Origin of the sequence: Polyangium mundeleinium (assembly GCF_028369105.1) — a bacterium.
Lineage (GTDB): Bacteria > Myxococcota_A > Polyangia > Polyangiales > Polyangiaceae > Polyangium > Polyangium mundeleinium.
In genome coordinates this window covers 2,202,578-2,218,137 of the sequence record NZ_JAQNDO010000001.1, presented here as the reverse complement: position 1 = coordinate 2,218,137, position 15,560 = coordinate 2,202,578, and the positions used below count along the sequence as shown (strand labels likewise).

13 protein-coding genes are annotated in these 15,560 nt (G+C 69.4%); 7 read left to right on the top strand and 6 right to left on the bottom strand.

Going from position 1 to position 15,560, the window contains the following annotated elements; translation table 11 throughout:
* Positions 1 to 126: 126 nt before the first annotated feature.
* Positions 127 to 804 (top strand): hypothetical protein, encoded by a 678-nt coding sequence (locus tag POL67_RS08940; RefSeq protein WP_271916720.1) that lies wholly within the window; start codon positions 127 to 129, stop codon positions 802 to 804.
* A 27-nt stretch (positions 805 to 831) separates the two neighbouring features.
* Here the strand turns inward: POL67_RS08940 and POL67_RS08935 are convergent, their stop codons facing one another.
* A complete protein-coding gene (locus POL67_RS08935; protein WP_271916718.1) occupies positions 832 to 1,776 on the bottom strand; it encodes a LysR family transcriptional regulator in 945 nt (314 codons plus the stop codon).
* Between the two features lie 66 nt (positions 1,777 to 1,842).
* On the opposite strand from POL67_RS08935, the gene POL67_RS08930 reads away from it, so the two are divergent.
* Entirely contained in the window at positions 1,843 to 2,460 is a 618-nt protein-coding gene (locus POL67_RS08930; protein ID WP_271916717.1) for a glutathione S-transferase N-terminal domain-containing protein, read from the top strand.
* Between the two features lie 69 nt (positions 2,461 to 2,529).
* On the opposite strand, the gene POL67_RS08925 is transcribed toward POL67_RS08930, so the two are convergent.
* Positions 2,530 to 5,700 carry a carboxypeptidase regulatory-like domain-containing protein gene (locus POL67_RS08925; RefSeq protein ID WP_271916715.1) on the bottom strand — a complete coding sequence of 1,057 codons (3,171 nt, stop codon included), beginning with the start codon at positions 5,698 to 5,700 and terminating at the stop codon, positions 2,530 to 2,532.
* Positions 5,701 to 5,923: 223 nt separating this feature from the next.
* On the opposite strand from POL67_RS08925, the gene rlmN reads away from it, so the two are divergent.
* Both rlmN and POL67_RS08915 read left to right on the top strand, forming a co-directional pair.
* Complete coding sequence (rlmN, locus tag POL67_RS08920) at positions 5,924 to 7,075, top strand: 23S rRNA (adenine(2503)-C(2))-methyltransferase RlmN (protein ID WP_271916713.1); 1,152 nt, start codon at positions 5,924 to 5,926, stop codon at positions 7,073 to 7,075.
* Positions 7,076 to 7,225: 150 nt separating this feature from the next.
* On the top strand, positions 7,226 to 8,644 hold the full coding sequence (locus POL67_RS08915) for a protein kinase domain-containing protein (protein ID WP_271916712.1): 1,419 nt from the start codon (positions 7,226 to 7,228) through the stop codon (positions 8,642 to 8,644).
* Here POL67_RS08915 and POL67_RS08910 read toward each other — a convergent pair.
* The 4 genes from POL67_RS08910 to POL67_RS08895 all read right to left on the bottom strand — a co-directional run bounded on the left by POL67_RS08910 (position 8,634) and on the right by POL67_RS08895 (position 11,911).
* A complete protein-coding gene (locus POL67_RS08910; protein ID WP_271916710.1) occupies positions 8,634 to 8,984 on the bottom strand; it encodes an Hpt domain-containing protein in 351 nt (116 codons plus the stop codon). The two genes, POL67_RS08915 and POL67_RS08910, sit on opposite strands and share 11 nt — an antisense overlap.
* Positions 8,985 to 9,023: 39 nt before the next feature.
* Positions 9,024 to 10,319: a sensor histidine kinase gene (locus POL67_RS08905; RefSeq protein ID WP_271916709.1), complete on the bottom strand. Its 1,296-nt coding sequence runs from the start codon at positions 10,317 to 10,319 to the stop codon at positions 9,024 to 9,026.
* Positions 10,320 to 10,358: 39 nt separating this feature from the next.
* On the bottom strand, positions 10,359 to 10,751 hold the full coding sequence (locus POL67_RS08900) for a response regulator (RefSeq protein WP_271916708.1): 393 nt from the start codon (positions 10,749 to 10,751) through the stop codon (positions 10,359 to 10,361).
* Positions 10,752 to 10,834: 83 nt separating this feature from the next.
* On the bottom strand, positions 10,835 to 11,911 hold the full coding sequence (locus POL67_RS08895) for a VWA domain-containing protein (RefSeq protein WP_271916707.1): 1,077 nt from the start codon (positions 11,909 to 11,911) through the stop codon (positions 10,835 to 10,837).
* Between the two features lie 255 nt (positions 11,912 to 12,166).
* Here POL67_RS08895 and POL67_RS08890 point away from each other — a divergent pair, with 255 nt between their 5' ends.
* From POL67_RS08890 to POL67_RS08880, 3 genes are read left to right on the top strand one after another with little or no spacing between them, the layout of a single operon-like run.
* Positions 12,167 to 12,610 carry a response regulator gene (locus POL67_RS08890; RefSeq protein ID WP_271916705.1) on the top strand — a complete coding sequence of 148 codons (444 nt, stop codon included), beginning with the start codon at positions 12,167 to 12,169 and terminating at the stop codon, positions 12,608 to 12,610.
* Positions 12,607 to 14,988, top strand: coding sequence for a chemotaxis protein CheA (locus POL67_RS08885; RefSeq protein ID WP_271916704.1), 2,382 nt, complete (start codon positions 12,607 to 12,609; stop codon positions 14,986 to 14,988). Before POL67_RS08890 ends, POL67_RS08885 begins: the two co-directional genes overlap by 4 nt.
* Positions 14,978 to 15,559 (top strand): chemotaxis protein CheW, encoded by a 582-nt coding sequence (locus POL67_RS08880; RefSeq protein ID WP_271916701.1) that lies wholly within the window; start codon positions 14,978 to 14,980, stop codon positions 15,557 to 15,559. The genes POL67_RS08885 and POL67_RS08880 overlap by 11 nt, the downstream gene beginning before the upstream one ends.
* The last annotated feature ends 1 nt before the right edge of the window (position 15,560 follow it).

The following is a 15,560-nucleotide window of genomic DNA, read 5'->3' as shown; positions in this document are numbered from 1 at the left end:
GCGCCGCAGGACCCCGCGCGCGCTCACGAAAGCACGATTTGGCCGCCCGCCGCCCCAATTCGTCCCTTCTCTGCTCCGTCTGACGCCGCGGTAACCAGCCCACCCACCCTTTCGAGAGGTATTCCCATGGGAGAGATCATTCGCAAGAACGCGGCGGCCGACGACATCATCGCCGACGCCCAGACGACCCTGACCCAGGCCAAGGCCCGTGGAGGCCGCTGGCGCGAGCTCGCCGAGGTGCGCCTCGGCGCGGCGCTCGCCCTGCACGCGGGTATCGAGGCCCAGCGCAAGGCCGCCGAAACCACACTCGCCCCGCTGCGCGCCCATATCGACGCCCGCAACGACAAGGCCGACAAGACCATCGGCAAGGTCTACGACATCGTGTGGAACGAGATCGGGCGACCCGCCTACGATGCGGCCCTCGCCGTGATCTTCCCCGACGGCATCGCCTCCTACGCCGAGGGCGACACCCACGAGCAGCCCGAGCGCATGGAGATCCTCGTGCAGCTCCTGCAATCGGGCATTCACCCGAAGCTCTCCCCGGCGACCGCGACGAGCACCGCCGCCGAGATCATGGTGGAGAGCGAGGCCTTGCGCGCCGCCGTGGAGGTCGCCCGCAAGCCCGCGGCGCAGGTCAAGGTGCTGGGGCGCGTGCGCACCTCGCTCGCCCGCGTCGTGCACGCGGAGCTCTCGAATTTGAAGAGGCTTTACAAGATCGAGGGATTCAGCGAGGCGGAGATCCACGCCGTCATCCCTGACCGCCCCACGGCAAAGCTTGCGAAGAAGGCGGCCCCCACCGCATAACGGCTCGTTACGTCCAGCGGGGGGCGTTCACGCGCCCCCCGCGGACGTCCGCGGAGGCGGCTTGGGCAGGCAACCAGGCCACACCTCGAGGAAGTCGCGCAGCGCCGCGACGAACGTGCTCAGGCGCGCGGGCACGTGCTGGCTGCGGGGATACACCGCGTACATTTGCTCCGCGGGCATCACGTACGCCCCGAGCACCTCCTCGACCTTCCCCTCGGAAATCACGGGCGTGGCCAGGTAGTCCGGCAGGCAGCAGATCCCGCAGCCGGCGACGGTGAGGTCACGCAAGAGCGCCCAGCTATTCGCGGTCGCGTGGCGGTGCACGATCGAAAGCTTCGTGCCGCCGCGGGAGAAACGCCACGTCGCCGTCTCGCGCCGGGTGCCCATCACCAGGCACGTATGCTGCGCCAATTCGCGCGGGTGCGCGGGGACGCCGTGACGCGCGAGGTAGTCCGCGCTGGCAACGAGGCGGCGCCGCGAGGGCGCGCCGAGCTTGCGCGCCACGAGCGAGGCGCTGTCGCACGGCTCGACCTCCAGCACGACATCAAAGCCGTCGCGCACCGGATCGACACGCTCGGAGACGAGCTCGACCTCGACAGCGACGCCCGGGTACGCCTTCGCGTAACGCCCGAGGACACGCCCGAACACCACCTGCCCGAACTCGACCGGCGCGGCGACCCGCAGGCGCCCGCGAACTTCGCTATCGCGTGACGACACCCCGCGCTCCGCCTCGGCGAGCGCGTCGAGCCCGGCGCGCACCTTCTCGAGGTACACACGCCCCTCGTCGGTCAGGCGGACGCGCCGTGTCGTGCGCTCGAGCAGGCGGACGCCGAGGCGACGCTCGAGACGACCGACCTGCACGCTGACGGTCGACACCGGCGCGGACAGAGCGAGGGCGGCGGCGCGGAAGCTGCCCGTCTCGGCGACACGAGCGAAGGCTTCGATGGCGGCAAAGTCGGGGCGGCTGTTCATGGCGCTGGACAGACTGATCAACCTGCCTTCATTGTTCAAGCTGCGGCGGCTGCCTAGACTGCGGGCATGACCGAGCCCACGAAGCTTTTCTACACGCCCGGGGTCTGCTCGCTCGCGCCGCACATCGCACTACGCGAGGCCGGCGCGACCTTCGAGCTCGTCCGCGTCGACTTGAGGAGCAAGAAGACCGCGGACGGCGACGATTTCGCGCGTTTGAACCCCAAGAGTTATGTGCCCGCGCTGCTGCTTCCGGACGGCGCCTTGTTGACCGAGACAGCGGTCTTGCTGAATTACATCGCCGACACCTGGCCGGAGGCCAAGCTTGCCCCGCCGCGCGGCAATCTCGTGCGCGTTCGCTTCGATGAAGGGTTGCAATTCATTGCCACCGAGCTGCACAAGGGGTTTGCACCGTTCACCCTGATGCCCAATGTGAGCGAGGAGTCGAAGCGCTGGGCCGCGCAGCGCCTCGCGGGCCGCGTCAGCCTGCTCGCCGAAGCGCTCGCCGATCGCCCGTTCTTCCATGGCGACGCGTTCACCGTCCTCGACGCGTACGCGTACTTCGCGCTGCGAACGTATCGGCACCTGCTGCGGGTCGATTTGCCGGGCGCGCTGGGTTCCTACCTGGAGCGGCTCTCCGAACGCCCGGCCGTCCGCGCGACGCTCACGGCGGAAGGTATTGCCTGAGGCTGCGGCGCTCGCAGGCGTCCTGGTCCCTCTGGGGTTCGCCCCCCGAGGGGCCTTCAGGATGCGGGATCAGGGGGTGAACTTGGCGAGGAAAATATCGTAGCCGGTGGTCCAGAGCTGGCCGGTGCCGAGGTCCACGGCCTCCAAGAGGGAGCCGGTGAGCAGGAGGTTGCCGCCATCGTCGAATGCGGGCGTGATCTCGTGCAGTCTGCCCGCAAAGCGTCGGCTCCAGAGATGGTTCCCGCTCGCATCCAACTCGACCATGAAGGTGTCTTCGTCGAAGAACGCTGGGTCTCTCGCGGTGAGAGTGATGCCGCCGAAGTTCACGGTGCCCTGGAAGTATCCCGTGATGAGGACGTTGCCGGCGTCATCGACGGCCATCGCAGCGGATTCCTGGTTGGCAGGATCTCCGAATCGTTTGCTCCAGACGTGGTCGCCGTTCCCGTCGAGCTTCGCCAGGAAGACGTCCCAACTCCCCGCGCTCGTCAAAGGGTTGCCGCCGAAGTCCACGGCGCCAGCGAAATACCCGGTGAGCAAGACGTCGCCTGCGCTGTCGATCGCCATCGCACCGACGCGCTCTTCACTGACATCCCCGAAACGCTTGCTCCAGACGTGATTGCCATCGGCGTCCAGCTTGGCCACCACGATGTCGTCGGATCCCAGGCTCGTGAGAGGCCCACCGCCGAGGTCCACGGTGCCCGAGAGGTTTCCGGTGACCAGGACATTGCCTGTGCTGTCAATCCCGATTCCGGCGGGGATGATGTTCGCGAAGTGCTTGCTCCAGAGGTGGTTGCCGTCAGCGTCCAGCTTCGCGACGTACGTGTTCCAGCCCCCCGCGCCGGTGAGGGGTCCGCCGCCGAAGTCCACGGTGCCATTGAAATCCCCGGCAAGCAAGACGTTGCCTGCGCTGTCGGTCGCCGTCGCACTGACGAACTGGTCGTTGGAATCTCCAAAGCGTTTGCTCCAGAGATGGTTCCCGTTCGTGTCCAGCTTCGCGACGAAGATGTCCCAATTCCCCGCGCTTGGGAGGGGACCGCCGCCGAAGTCCACGGCGCCTTTGAAATCCCCGGCAAGCAAGACGTTGTCCGCACTGTCGATCGCAGCCGTATTGGCGTATTGGTTATTGGTGTCTCCAAAGCGTTTGCTCCAGAGATGGTTCCCGCTCGTGTCCAGCTTGGCCACGAAGATATCCGAGCCAGAGTTCCCCGCGTTGACGAGTGGCCCACCGCCGAAGTCTATAAATTCATCGAATGCACCAGCCATCAGCATGTTGCCCGCGCTGTCGAGCGCGAGCGCACTGACCCAATCGGGACCTCCTCCCCAGAACACCATGCTCCACAGCGTGCACTGGGTCGTCCCGTCGCAATTGTCGTCCTCTGGCGTGGCGCAATTCTCCTGCTGCGGCTTCACCTCCATGAGGCACGGCCCGAAGAACCCATTCACGCACCCTCGCGTCCCCGCCGTGCATAGACCAATGCCCAGCGTGCCCGCGGGCCCCGTATAGCAGGTTTTCGTCTCCCCCGGCTGGCATGCGCAGTCGTCCCCTTCCTCGTTCACGAGCCCATCACAGTCGTCGTCCAGCGGCGAGCTACAGTTTTCGGCCTGGGGCAGTACCTCGCTGCAGCCGGTCCAGCCCGTCCCGCTGCCGTTGCAGTACTTTTTGCCTCCCTGGCAGATCCCCACGCCTTCCGTGCCCGCGGGGCCGCTGTACCCGCAATCCTGCCACGTTCCCGGCGTGCAAACGGAGCCGAGCGGCAGCGAGATCGGGCTCAGGATCGTGCACGCATCACCATGGCCACCACAATCCGAGGCCGGCCCCGATCCGGTGACCGTCACCATCGCGAACGGCGTGCTCACCGGACCGATCTGGAGCTCTACCGTCCCGTTCCGCATGACGTCCACGCACGCGAGCCCGTTCGCGTCCGTCAGCGCCGGGCTCGACCAGCCTGCGTAGCTCATCCCCGACGCGCTCACGGAGATGCCGGAGGCCACGTCGGACCCATCGACCGAGACCACCGGCACGAGGAAGCAATGTTTTTCCTGCCACGGCCTGTCGCAATTCCACCAGGAGAAATGCCTCACCTCCGCCACCCACGCCATCTTCCCGGGCTCGGCGACCGAGGCCTGGATCACCCCCTCGCCCTCCTCGCGCCAGATCCCCGCGTCGAGATCGAACCACCACGCCGGGATCCATTCCCACTCCTGCACGTTCGCCGCCACCGCATCCGGCAGCACCAGCTCCAGCGTCGCCCGCTGCCCCGGTGCGAGATGCACTTTCTGGCTGCCCTGCCAAAGCGTGACCTCCGCCATGAACAGGCTTTCGAGACCGACTGTCGCGCCATTGCCGGCGGAGATCCCTTCGAGCGGCCCGGGGGCATTCGCGAGTCCCTGGCTCGGATCCAGCGGCACGATGGTGGCCTCGACCGTCCCCGTCACCGGCTCGCCGAGGTCATCGACGATCGCCCCCGAGGGAATGGTCACGTGCACCGGTCCTTGATCGAGCGCGGCGCCAGCGGTCGCGTCGAAGGGAATTGGCGGGGGAAGGGGAAACAGGTGCACCTCCGCCCCGCCATGCGCGCCCGGGGGCAATGCGACGACGACGCTCGCGGGCGCATAGCCGAAGCGCTCGACGCGGGCGGAGAATCGACCGGGCGTGAGGTTGTCGAAGAGGATGTAGCCCGCGCCGTCGGTCGGGCGCGGGGTGCCGTCTTGGGCGGTGACGACCGCGGAGGGCACTGGCTGGTTTTGGGTATCGAGGACCTGCACGAGCAGGCTCGTCCCCACGGGCTCCTGGATCGAGCCTCCGCCCGAGCCACCCGCGCCCGCCATTCCGCCGGAACCACCCGCGCCGCCCGCACCTGCCATTCCGCCGGCACCACCCGCGCCGGCCATTCCGCCCGCGCCGCCGCCGCCGCTTCCGCCCGCGCCGCCGCCGCCGCTTCCGCCCGCGCCGCCGCCGCCGCTTCCGCCCGCGCCGCCGCTTCCGCCCGCGCCGCCGCTTCCGCCCGCGCCGCCGCCGCCGCTCCCGCCCGCGCCGCCGCTTCCGCTTCCGGCATCTCCGCCGCTCCCGCCACCGCCGCCGGACCCGCTCGCGCTTGCGCCCCCGCTCCCGTTCCCCCCACTGCTCCCGCTGCTCGACGACGCGACGCCCCCGCTCGTCCCCGGCTCCGTCTCATCGCTGCACGCCGCGAGCGGCAACAGCAACACCGTCGTGGCGAACCAACCCAAAAAGCGACCCATCGTTAAAAGTTGCATACGTGTACTCCGGCTTCCCCGAGAGACACCCTAAGCAAGTCGGCCAGCACCCCCCAAAAAACAGACGCGCCCCCTCCCCCGCCTCCCCACCACTTCCACCCAGCTTCTCCACACACCTGTGGAAAACCTGGGGGCCCCCGCATCCCCCTCGGCCTTTCCCCTCCGCCCGCCCTGCCCCTCCGCCCTTCCCCGTAGTAACAGGAAGCCCGTGGACGTTCTCGACAAGCGCGGGGGGATCCCGCTCGTCTCGCGCGCCGCGCGCGGGGATACGCTCCTCGGCTCGCACGACGCTGGCTCGCTCGCCGAGCGCCTCGTCGCAGCCGGCGGCGCCCCCTCGGCCGCCCGCTCGGCCGCCGCCCGGATCGTCCGTCACGCGTTCTTCCGCGACCTCGCCGAGGTGCCCTGGGGACCCGCGGTCTTCGCCGGCCTCGGCATCGGCGCCTGGGCCCACGAGGCGCTCGCCGCGCTCGACCCCGCGCCCGCACTCACGCTGCACGAGCGCGCGCCGGCCGAGGACGGCACGATCCGGCTGCTCTTTCGCGCCCGCGACGGCGCCCTCGTCGAGTCCGTCCTCATCCCCGGCCCCGGCCGCACCACGCTCTGCATCTCGAGCCAGGTCGGCTGCGCGCGCGCCTGCGCCTTCTGCGAGACAGGCCGCCTCGGGCTCGAACGTCAGCTCGCCGCAGGCGAGATCATCGACCAGGTCCGGCTCGCCCGCGCGCTGTGGAACGAGGCCGGCGGGGCGCCGCCGCTCTCGAACCTCGTGTTCATGGGCATGGGCGAGCCCTTCGACAACCTGCCCGAGGTGATGCGCGCCGTGCGCCTGCTCACCGACGATCGCGCGTTCGCCTTCGCGCCCTCGCGCGTCACCGTGAGCACCGTCGGCGTCGCCGACAAGCTGCCCGCGTTTTTCGCGGGCGCGCGCGCCGAGCTCGCCGTGAGCCTCAACGCGCCGGACGACGAGCGCCGCCGCGCGATCATGCCCATCAACGCGCGCTTCCCGCTCGCCGCGCTGCGCGACGCGATCCTCGCCGCGCTCCCGCAAGGCCGCCGCGTGCTCTTCGAGTACGTGCTCTTCGACCGCTGGAACGACGCGCCCGAGGACGCCGATCTGCTCGCCGCCTACGTCCGCGGGATCCGCTGCCGCGTGAACGTGATCCCGTGCAACCCGGGCCCCGATCCTGCGCTCCGGCCGCCCGCGCCCGAGCGGCTCGACGCGTTCGTCGCGCGGCTCTCGTCGCACGGGGTGACGACGCTCGTCCGCAGGCCCCGAGGCCGCGACGTGGGCGGCGCCTGTGGCCAGCTCGCAGGCGCGCGCCGCGCCGAGCGCGAACGAAGCGGCGTGACCGAAGGCGCCTGACGCGCGTCGCGCCCCCGCGAAGTCCCTGCCCTGGAGGAGTCCGCATCACGGGCGTATCGGCGCGCGCGTTTTTTCGCTCGCGACGCCGATGCGCCCGGCCTAGAAAAGAAATGGGCCGGCGCATTTTCGCGCCGGGGCGGGCAGCGCTTCATGAGCACACCTTCGTCGCCTGACAATTCCGGCGAAGCCTACGGCGACACGACGTCGATGGACGAGTTCGGCAACGCCTCCGATACGATCCCGACCAGCATCTCGAGCGCACCCGAGCCAGGCCTCGTGGTGGGCGGCACCTACCGCATCGACGCGGAGGTCGGGCGCGGCGGCATGGGCGTCGTCTACCGCGCGCGTGACATCTGGCTCGATCGCACGGTCGCCCTGAAGCTCATCGTCCCGACGTGGGACGACGCGCTCGCGGAGCAAAAGCTCCAGCACGAAGCGAAGGCGCTCGCGACGCTGCGTGATCAGCACGTCGTGCAGGTGTACGCGTTCGGCCGCCACGGCTCGTCGTACTTCTTCGCGATGGAGTACGTCGAAGGCCGCTCGCTCGAAGCGATCCTCGACGACTACGAGCAGCGCAAGAGCTTCCTCCCGCAGCACCGCGCGCTCACCATCCTGAGCCGCATCGCCGACGGGCTCGACGCCGCGCACGGCCGAGGCATCGTCCATCGTGACGTGAAGCCCGGCAACATCGTCATCGAGGAGGACACCGGCAGGCCCGTGCTCATCGATTTCGGGCTCGCGCAGCAGTCGTCGGATCCGAATCCCGAGACGATCGAAGGCACGCCGCTCTACATGGCGCCCGAGCAATCGGGGTTCGGCGGGCACGGGATCACGGTGGGCCCGTGGAGCGACCTCTACGCGCTCGGATGCGTGGCGTTCGAGCTTCTCACGGGCCGCACGCCGTACCCCGTGCGCAACATCCTGCACCTCCTGCAGGCCCACCAGCACGCGCCCGTGCCCCTCGCCTCATCGGTGCGCCCCGAGCTCGCGCCCTTCGACGCCATGCTCGCGCGCGCGCTCGCCAAAAACCCCGTCGATCGCTACCCGAGCTGCGGGGCGTTCGCGCGCGACCTCGTCCGCGTCAGCTCCCCCAAGGCCGCCGCGACGCCGTCGAGCGAGGCGCCGCCGCCAAGCACCCGGCTGCCTGGCGAGAACATCCTGCGACCGCTCCGCGTGCTCGCGGTGGACGACGATCCCGCGTTCGGCAAGTTCGCCGCCAAGGCCGCCGAGCTCGCCTTGAAGGGCCGATCGGTGCGCATCCGCGTCGCGCGCTCGGGTCAGGCCGCGCTCGATGCCGCGCGCGAAGAGCCCCCCGATCTCCTGCTGCTCGACCTCGACATGCCCGACCTCGACGGCGTGGACACGCTCTCGCACCTGCGCGCCTTGCCGCGCGGCGACCACGCGCGCGTCGTCGTCCTCAGCGGCCGCGTGGGCCCGCAAGAGCGCTGGAAGTTCGCCGTCCTCGGCGTGCGCGAGTTCGTGGCGAAGCCGATCGATCTGCGCCGCCTCGTCGACACGATCGACGGCATCGTCGAGCGAGCCGGCTGGGGCGCGGCGCCTACGGCATGAGCTCGGCCACCGCGCGCACGCACGCCGCGCGGGCGCCCGCGACCGCGCGCTCGATCTCGGGCCACGCTTGCTCCGCGGGGAGCCAGCCACCCTGGATGCCGAGCAGCCCGTCCTCGATGAAGCCGGCCGCGTCGCTGATCTCCTGAAAGCGGTACGAACCCGCGGTCCCGCGCAGCGCGTGCGCCCTCGACACGGCGGCGCGCATCGCGTTCTGGGTCCCCTGCTTCGCCGCGAACACGACCTCGGCGAGCTGCTGCAAGAGGTCCGGCAGCTCCGCAAGGTACTCCCTGCGTAACTCCAGGAGCGCCGCTCGGATCTCGTCGTCCTTCGTATGCGCCATCGGGTTCGTCGATGATATGCGCGGCCGGCGAGGAGGGCCCTAGATTTCGACGCGCGGCGACGCCTCGCGGAGGGCTCCGCGCTGCGGCACCTCGAACCAGAATGTGCTGCCTTGCCCGAGCTTCGACGTGACGCCGATCGTGCCGCCGTGTTGCTCGACGATCGCCTTCGAGATCGCGAGCCCGAGGCCCGTACCGCCCATCTTGCGACGGTGATCGCCGTCGAGCTGCTCGAACCGGTTGAAGAGCCGCGCGAGGTCCGCCTCCGCGATCCCGGGTCCCCGGTCCCGCACGTCGAAGCGCACGTGGCCGGCCGACGTCACCTCCACGCCGAGCTCGATCCGCGCCTCGGCCGGCGAGAACTTGAGGGCATTGGACATCAGGTTCGTGAGCACCTGAGCGATCCGGTCCTCATCCACCACGAGGTCGACCTCGCCCCGCACGTCCGCCCAAAGCTCGACCTTGGCCTCGGCCGCCACGGGCGAGAGGCTCTCGACGAGGCTCGACACCAGCCGCCGCACGTCGACGTGCTTCGGGGACAGCTCGAGCTTGCCCGCTTCGATCTTCTCCAGGTCGAGGATGTCGTTGATGAGCCGCACGAGCCGATCGGTGTTGGTCCGGGCGATCTGCACGAGCTCCATCGCCTCGTCGGGCAGGCGGCCGAGCACGCCGCCTTCGAGGAGCCCGAGCGCCCCGCGGATCGAGGTGAGCGGCGTCCGGAGCTCGTGCGAGACCGTCGAGACGAACTCGTCCTTGAGGCGCTCGATGGCCTTGCGTTGCTCGATGACCGCCTGCGCCTCGCGCGCCCGCGCCACGAGCTCGCCGTTCAGCTTCACGAGCCGCCCGTTCGCGCGGCGGAGATCGATCTGCGCGGCCACCTGACGCGCGAGCGCCGAGAGCGCGCTCCGTTGCGCCTCGTCGAGCTGGCGCGGGCCGTGGTCGATGACGCAGAGCGTCCCGACGTTGTGGCCATCCGAGGTCGCGAGCGGCGCGCCGGCGTAAAACCGCACGTTCGGCGCGCCGGTCACGAGCGGGTTGTCGGCGAACCGCTCGTCGTCGTACGCGTCGGGGACGAGGAAGAGCTCCTGGCCGAGGATCGCGTGCGCGCAGAAGGCCACCTCGCGCGGCGTCTCGCTCGCGTCGAGCCCGACCCTCGCCTTGAACCACTGGCGATCGCGATCGATGAGCGAGACCAGCGCGATGGGCGTGCCGCAGATCGAGGCCGCGAGATGCGTGAGATCGTCGAAGGCAGGTTCGGGGGGCGTGTCGAGGAGCGCCGCATCGCTCAGCGCCGCGAGCCGCTCGATCTCATCGCCAGGGAGAGGTGCTGCTTTCATGAAGTTCCACCTCACTCCCTTGCACGCGGTGCGCCACGATCAAGGTCGTGTGCTTGCGTACGAGGCGAGGATGTCGAGGATTTGTCCGGGGAGGGACATGGGGTCGAAGGGCTTGGGGATCACACCTGCGGCGCCGAGCTCGCGGTACCGATCGACCTCGTGCTTCTGCACCTTCGCGGTCATGAAGATGATCGGGATCGCGGCCGTGACCTCGCGCGCGCGGAGCTCGCCGAGCGTCTCTTGGCCATCCATGCCGGGCATCATCACGTCGAGAAGGATCACGTCGGGTGATTCACGCGCCGCCGCGTCGAGCGCTTCGTGCCCCGACGACGCGAGCACGACCTTCCACTTGCCGACGCCCTTCAAGCTCAGCTCACCAATCCGGCGGATGTGCGGCTCGTCGTCGACCAGCAGCACCTTCGAAACGGGCATGCGCGTCCCCTCCAAAATGAACGAGGCCCGCGAGCATACCCTGATGCGCGCGGGCCTTGCCGAGCTGATGGCTCGGGATCGTACTACTTGGCGGCAGGCGCGGCCTTCGGCGCCGGCTCCTTCAGATCGAAGGCCGGAGGCGCCTTCGGATCGCAGTCGGGCGGAGGCCCGAAGCCGTCGGCGTTGAACTTGTACTCGACGTCGCCAGAGCCCTCGGGATCCTGCTTGCTGATCGCCTCGATGCGCACCTCGTGCTCACCCTTGCGGGCCGGCGTGCAGTACGAGAGCAGGTAGAAGCGCTTCATGTGCGACTCGATGCGCGCGGCCATCCGGTCGAAGGCTTCCTTGACCTTCGCCTGATCCGTCGCGAGCTCGGTCCCGTCGCGCCCGATGTCGTCGAGCTTCGCCTTGCCGATCTCGGCGCCGACGCCGATCGCATAGATCTGGTAGTTCTCGTACTCTTCCTTGTCCATGTCGTCTTTCATCTGGTCGCGGGTCACGCGTGCAGCGCGATCCGTGCCGTCCGAGAAGACGACGAGCGAGCCGAACTTGAGGGGACGCTTGTCCTTGTCGAGCTCCTTCTTGAGCGTCGCGAGGCCCTCGACGACGGCGCCGTGCAGGTTCGTCGACGGGTCCTTGGGCTTGTAGCTGCGCAGCCCTTCGAGGCCGCCTTCGACCGAGCCTTGCGCCTCGGTGAAGGGCACGACCGAGTGGATCTTCTCCGAGCCGTCGAACGCGTACACGCCGACCTTCTGCGTCTTGCCGACGCGCTCGGCGAAGGCCTTGGCGGCGTCGACGAGCGCGTCCGCCTGCCCGGACTCGGTCACGCTGCCGCTCATGTCGACGAGCAGCATCGTGTACATGACCGCCGCGACCTCGGGGTTCTGGATCGTCTGCTTGCTCTCGAAGGTCGAGACGATCTCTCCGTCCTCGTAGATCTTGAAGTCTTCGGCCTTGAGGCCACCGACGGGCTTGTCCTTGCCCGCGTCCACCGTGAAGAAGACCCATACGTTGTTGGGTTTCTTCTGCGCCGAGTTGATGAGCCGGACGTTCAAGCCACCCCCGCACGCGACGAGCACGAGCGCGAGCAGGGAGCAGAGCGTCACCCAGGCGTAGGAAAAGGTACCCGCGCCGCGCGCGGCCGTGTTTCTGTCGTTCACGGACCGCATTAGGGCAGCACCTCCGCGGCCCTGTCAATTCGCGGGCGCGTGGAATGCGCCGTGACCACGAACCCCACCCCGGCCCCCACGAGACGCAAGATCTGCACGTTCGCGCAGAAGGGGCCCCCGACGAGGGCGCCGTTCCGGGCAAAAAATCCGCGGGCTCCGCGGGGAAGGTCACGGCAGCAAGGCTCTGGCGGGCGAGGCTCACCCAAAAACCTCCTGATCGTGAGGCGTTTCCGCTAACCTCAGGGCATGGCTCGTATCCTGGTCGTCGAGGACTCCTCTGCGTTCCGGGCGTTCATCCGCGCGGCGCTCGAGGATGCGCCGGGGCTCTTCGCAGCGAGCCCGGACGACACGCACGGTGAGGTGGAGGTCGTCGAGGCAGCCAGCGGATTCGACGCGTTGCGCCTCCTGCCGCGCGGGAACTACGACCTCGTGATCACCGACATCAACATGCCGGACATCAACGGGCTCGAGCTCCTTCGGTTCATGCGCGACAGCGAGCGGCACCGCAAGGTCGCCACGATCATCATCTCGACGCAGTCCTCCGAGAAGGACCGGGCGCGCGGCCTCGCGCTCGGCGCCGACGCGTTCCTCGCGAAGCCCTTCACGGTGGAGGCGCTGCAGCGAGCCATCACGACGATCCTGCAAGCGCGCAGTTCCCTTCCGGCCGAGAGCAGCGAGGGGTCGCGTTGACGAGCGAGAGCGAACGCGCGCGCGAGGAGTTCTTCTCCGAGGCGCAGGAGATCGTCGAGGGGCTCGGGCGAGATCTCCTCGCGCTCGACGAGGCGCAGAAGGCCGGCCACGTCGATCCGGATCTGATCAACGACGTCTTCCGCGCGGTGCACACGCTGAAGGGCCTGGCGGGCCTCTTCGGCGCGACGCGGATGTCGAGCCTCTCGCACAAGCTCGAGGAGCTGCTCGACGATCTGCGCCTCGGCAAGGTCGACGTCACGGCCCCCGTGCTCGACCTGCTCTTCCTCTCGGTGCAGCTCTACGGAAAGCTGCTCCAGGCCGAGAAAGAGGGCCGCGATCAGCCGATGCCCGAGCTCGAAAAGCTGCTCACGCAGCTCGATCGCGGGGCGGGCGCGGGCGGCACCGCGGGCAACGGCGGGCACATCATCGACCCGAACCTGCTCGCGGTGCTCACCGAGTTCGAGGAGCACAAGCTCAAGACGAACATCGCGCAGGGCAACACGCTCTACCGGCTGAAGGTGCGGTTCCAGCTCGCGACGATCGACCAGGGGCTCGACGAGCTCAAGGCGACGGCGAAGCCGCACGGCGACATCATCACGTACCTGCCGGCCAGCGACGGCGACGACATCGACTCGATCACGCTGGAGATCCTGATGGGGTCGCGCGCCTCGGCGGCCACGCTGCGGAACGCGCTCCACCACCTCGGCGTGGAGGTCGAGGAGCTGCCGCGGCAGGGCGGAGGTCCCGCGCCCGCACCCGCGCCGGCCGTCTCTACGCCTGTCCAGGCGCATCACATCCCCACGCCCACGCCTTCGCCGCCGCCCGTCGCGCCGAGCCACGTGCCGAGCGCCATGCCGCCGCTCGGCCACATGCCGCTCGACATGACGGCGCCGCACGCCTTCCCGGCGCCGCGCCTCGACGCGGGCGCGAGCATCCCGCCGAAGGCCCAGGAGCTCGGCACGATCAAGAGCGTCGCGCAGACGGTGCGCGTCGACATCCAGAAGCTCGACGTGCTGATGAACATCGTCGGTGAGCTGTCGATCGTGCGCACGGAGCTCGAGCGCCTGCTCGAGAAGATGCGCGACGCGCACACGAACCGCGAGCTCCGGATCAACCTGCACCGGCTGCAGCGTGACTTCGAGCGCAACGTCATCAGCCTGCGCCGCGGGATCCTCGAGGTCCGCATGGTCCCGCTCGGCCAGGTCTTCGACAAACTCGCGCGCGTGGCCCGGCAGATCAGCCGCGAGGCCGGCAAGCAGGTGAACCTCGTCATCACGGGCGCCGAGACCGAGGTCGACAAGCTCATCGTCGAGGAGCTCAGCGATCCGCTCATGCACATGATGCGGAACGCGATCGATCACGGCATCGAGGAGCGCGAGATGCGCGAGGCGGTGAGCAAGCCCGCCGTGGGCACGATCGCGCTGAACGCGTTCCAGAAGGGCAACCACGTCGTCATCGAGATCGAGGACGACGGCAAGGGCATCGACACCGAGCGCCTGCTGGAGAAGGGGATCCGGATGGGCGTCGTGCAGGCGGACGAGGCGCGCACGATGAGCCGCCGCGAGGTCCTGAACCTCATCTTCGTCCCCGGCCTCTCGACGAAGAGCGCCGTCAGCGAGATCAGCGGCCGCGGCGTCGGCATGGACGTCGTCAAGACGAACATCTCGAAGCTCGGCGGCGTGATCGACGTCCAGAGCGAGCCGGGCATCGGCACCAAGTTCACGGTGACCTTGCCGATCACGCTGGCGATCATCAGCGCGCTGATCGTGAAGGTGAGCGACCAGCAGTTCGCCATCCCGCTCGCGAACGTGCAGGAGGCCGTGTGGCTCGACGCCGAGGCGGTGCGCGTGATCGACGGACGCGAGGCCGTCACCTTGCGCGGCAGCACGCTGCAGCTCTGCTACCTGGCCCGCCTCTTCGGCCTCTCCGACACGCCGGACGCGGGCGGCACCGGCCCCTTCGGCTCGGGGTTCGACATGTCCCCGATGAGCCAGGCCCCCGGCGTCCCGCCGCGCGGCTCGCTCCGCAGCGAGAGCATCCGCCAGGACTACGCGGCCGCGGCCTTCCCGTACCGCCCGGCCAGCAGCTCCTCGCCCTCCGCGCGGACGGCGCTCGCGCCGCGCCAGAAGCGCCGGTTCATCGTCGTCACCGCGGTCGGCACGCGCCGCCTCGGCCTCGTCGTCGACTCGCTCGTGGGCGAGCAGGACGTCGTGATCAAGGGCCTCGGCCCGAGCCTCAAGAACGTCGCGGGCTTCGCGGGCGCGACGCAGCTCGCCGACCAGCGCATCGCGCTCGTGCTCGACGCGCCGGCGCTCGTCGAGGAGATGTTCGCGCACGCGGATCGTGCCCGCATGCACGGAGGCACCCATGGCTTCTAACCTGGCCCGCCGCACCACCTCCGCGGTGCTCCCCGCCGCCGCGGGCACCAAGCGCAAGAAGGCGCAGCGCGATCGCGGCCCCATCACCGAGTACCTCGCGTTCCGCCTCGCGGGCGACGTCTACGCCGCGCCGGTCTCGATCATCCGCGAGATCTTGAAGCTCCACCCGCTCACGCCGGTGCCGCGCGCGCCCGCGTCGATCATGGGCATCATCAGCGTGCGCGGGCAGCTCGTCACGGTGATCGACCTGCGCCGCCGCCTGCGCCTCTCCGAGGGGCCCGTCACCAGCAAGGCGCGCATCCTGCTCGTCGATCCGATGGGCGTGGAGCTGCTCGGCCTCTACGTCGACGAGGTCCTCCAGGTCTACCGCCTCGCCGACAGCGAGATCGAGCACACGGCGACGGCGCTCGGCGGCGAGGTCGCGAGCTACATCGCGGGCATCGCGCGGCCCGCGCAGGCGCAGGCGTCCCCGCAGGAGGGCAAGGGGGTTGCCCTGAAGAGCGTCGGCGTCGTTCGCCAGAACGCGTCCGTGATCATCCTGCTCGATTTGAAGGTGGTGCTTTCGTCCTGAC

Coding starts and splice junctions, on each gene's coding strand:
- POL67_RS08940 (WP_271916720.1), top strand. CDS start 127: ATGGGAGAGATCATTCGCAAGAACGCGGCGGCCGACGACATCATCGCC.
- POL67_RS08935 (WP_271916718.1), bottom strand. CDS start 1,776: ATGAACAGCCGCCCCGACTTTGCCGCCATCGAAGCCTTCGCTCGTGTC.
- POL67_RS08930 (WP_271916717.1), top strand. CDS start 1,843: ATGACCGAGCCCACGAAGCTTTTCTACACGCCCGGGGTCTGCTCGCTC.
- POL67_RS08925 (WP_271916715.1), bottom strand. CDS start 5,700: ATGGGTCGCTTTTTGGGTTGGTTCGCCACGACGGTGTTGCTGTTGCCG.
- POL67_RS08915 (WP_271916712.1), top strand. CDS start 7,226: ATGAGCACACCTTCGTCGCCTGACAATTCCGGCGAAGCCTACGGCGAC.
- POL67_RS08910 (WP_271916710.1), bottom strand. CDS start 8,984: ATGGCGCATACGAAGGACGACGAGATCCGAGCGGCGCTCCTGGAGTTA.
- POL67_RS08905 (WP_271916709.1), bottom strand. CDS start 10,319: ATGAAAGCAGCACCTCTCCCTGGCGATGAGATCGAGCGGCTCGCGGCG.
- POL67_RS08900 (WP_271916708.1), bottom strand. CDS start 10,751: ATGCCCGTTTCGAAGGTGCTGCTGGTCGACGACGAGCCGCACATCCGC.
- POL67_RS08890 (WP_271916705.1), top strand. CDS start 12,167: ATGGCTCGTATCCTGGTCGTCGAGGACTCCTCTGCGTTCCGGGCGTTC.
- POL67_RS08880 (WP_271916701.1), top strand. CDS start 14,978: ATGGCTTCTAACCTGGCCCGCCGCACCACCTCCGCGGTGCTCCCCGCC.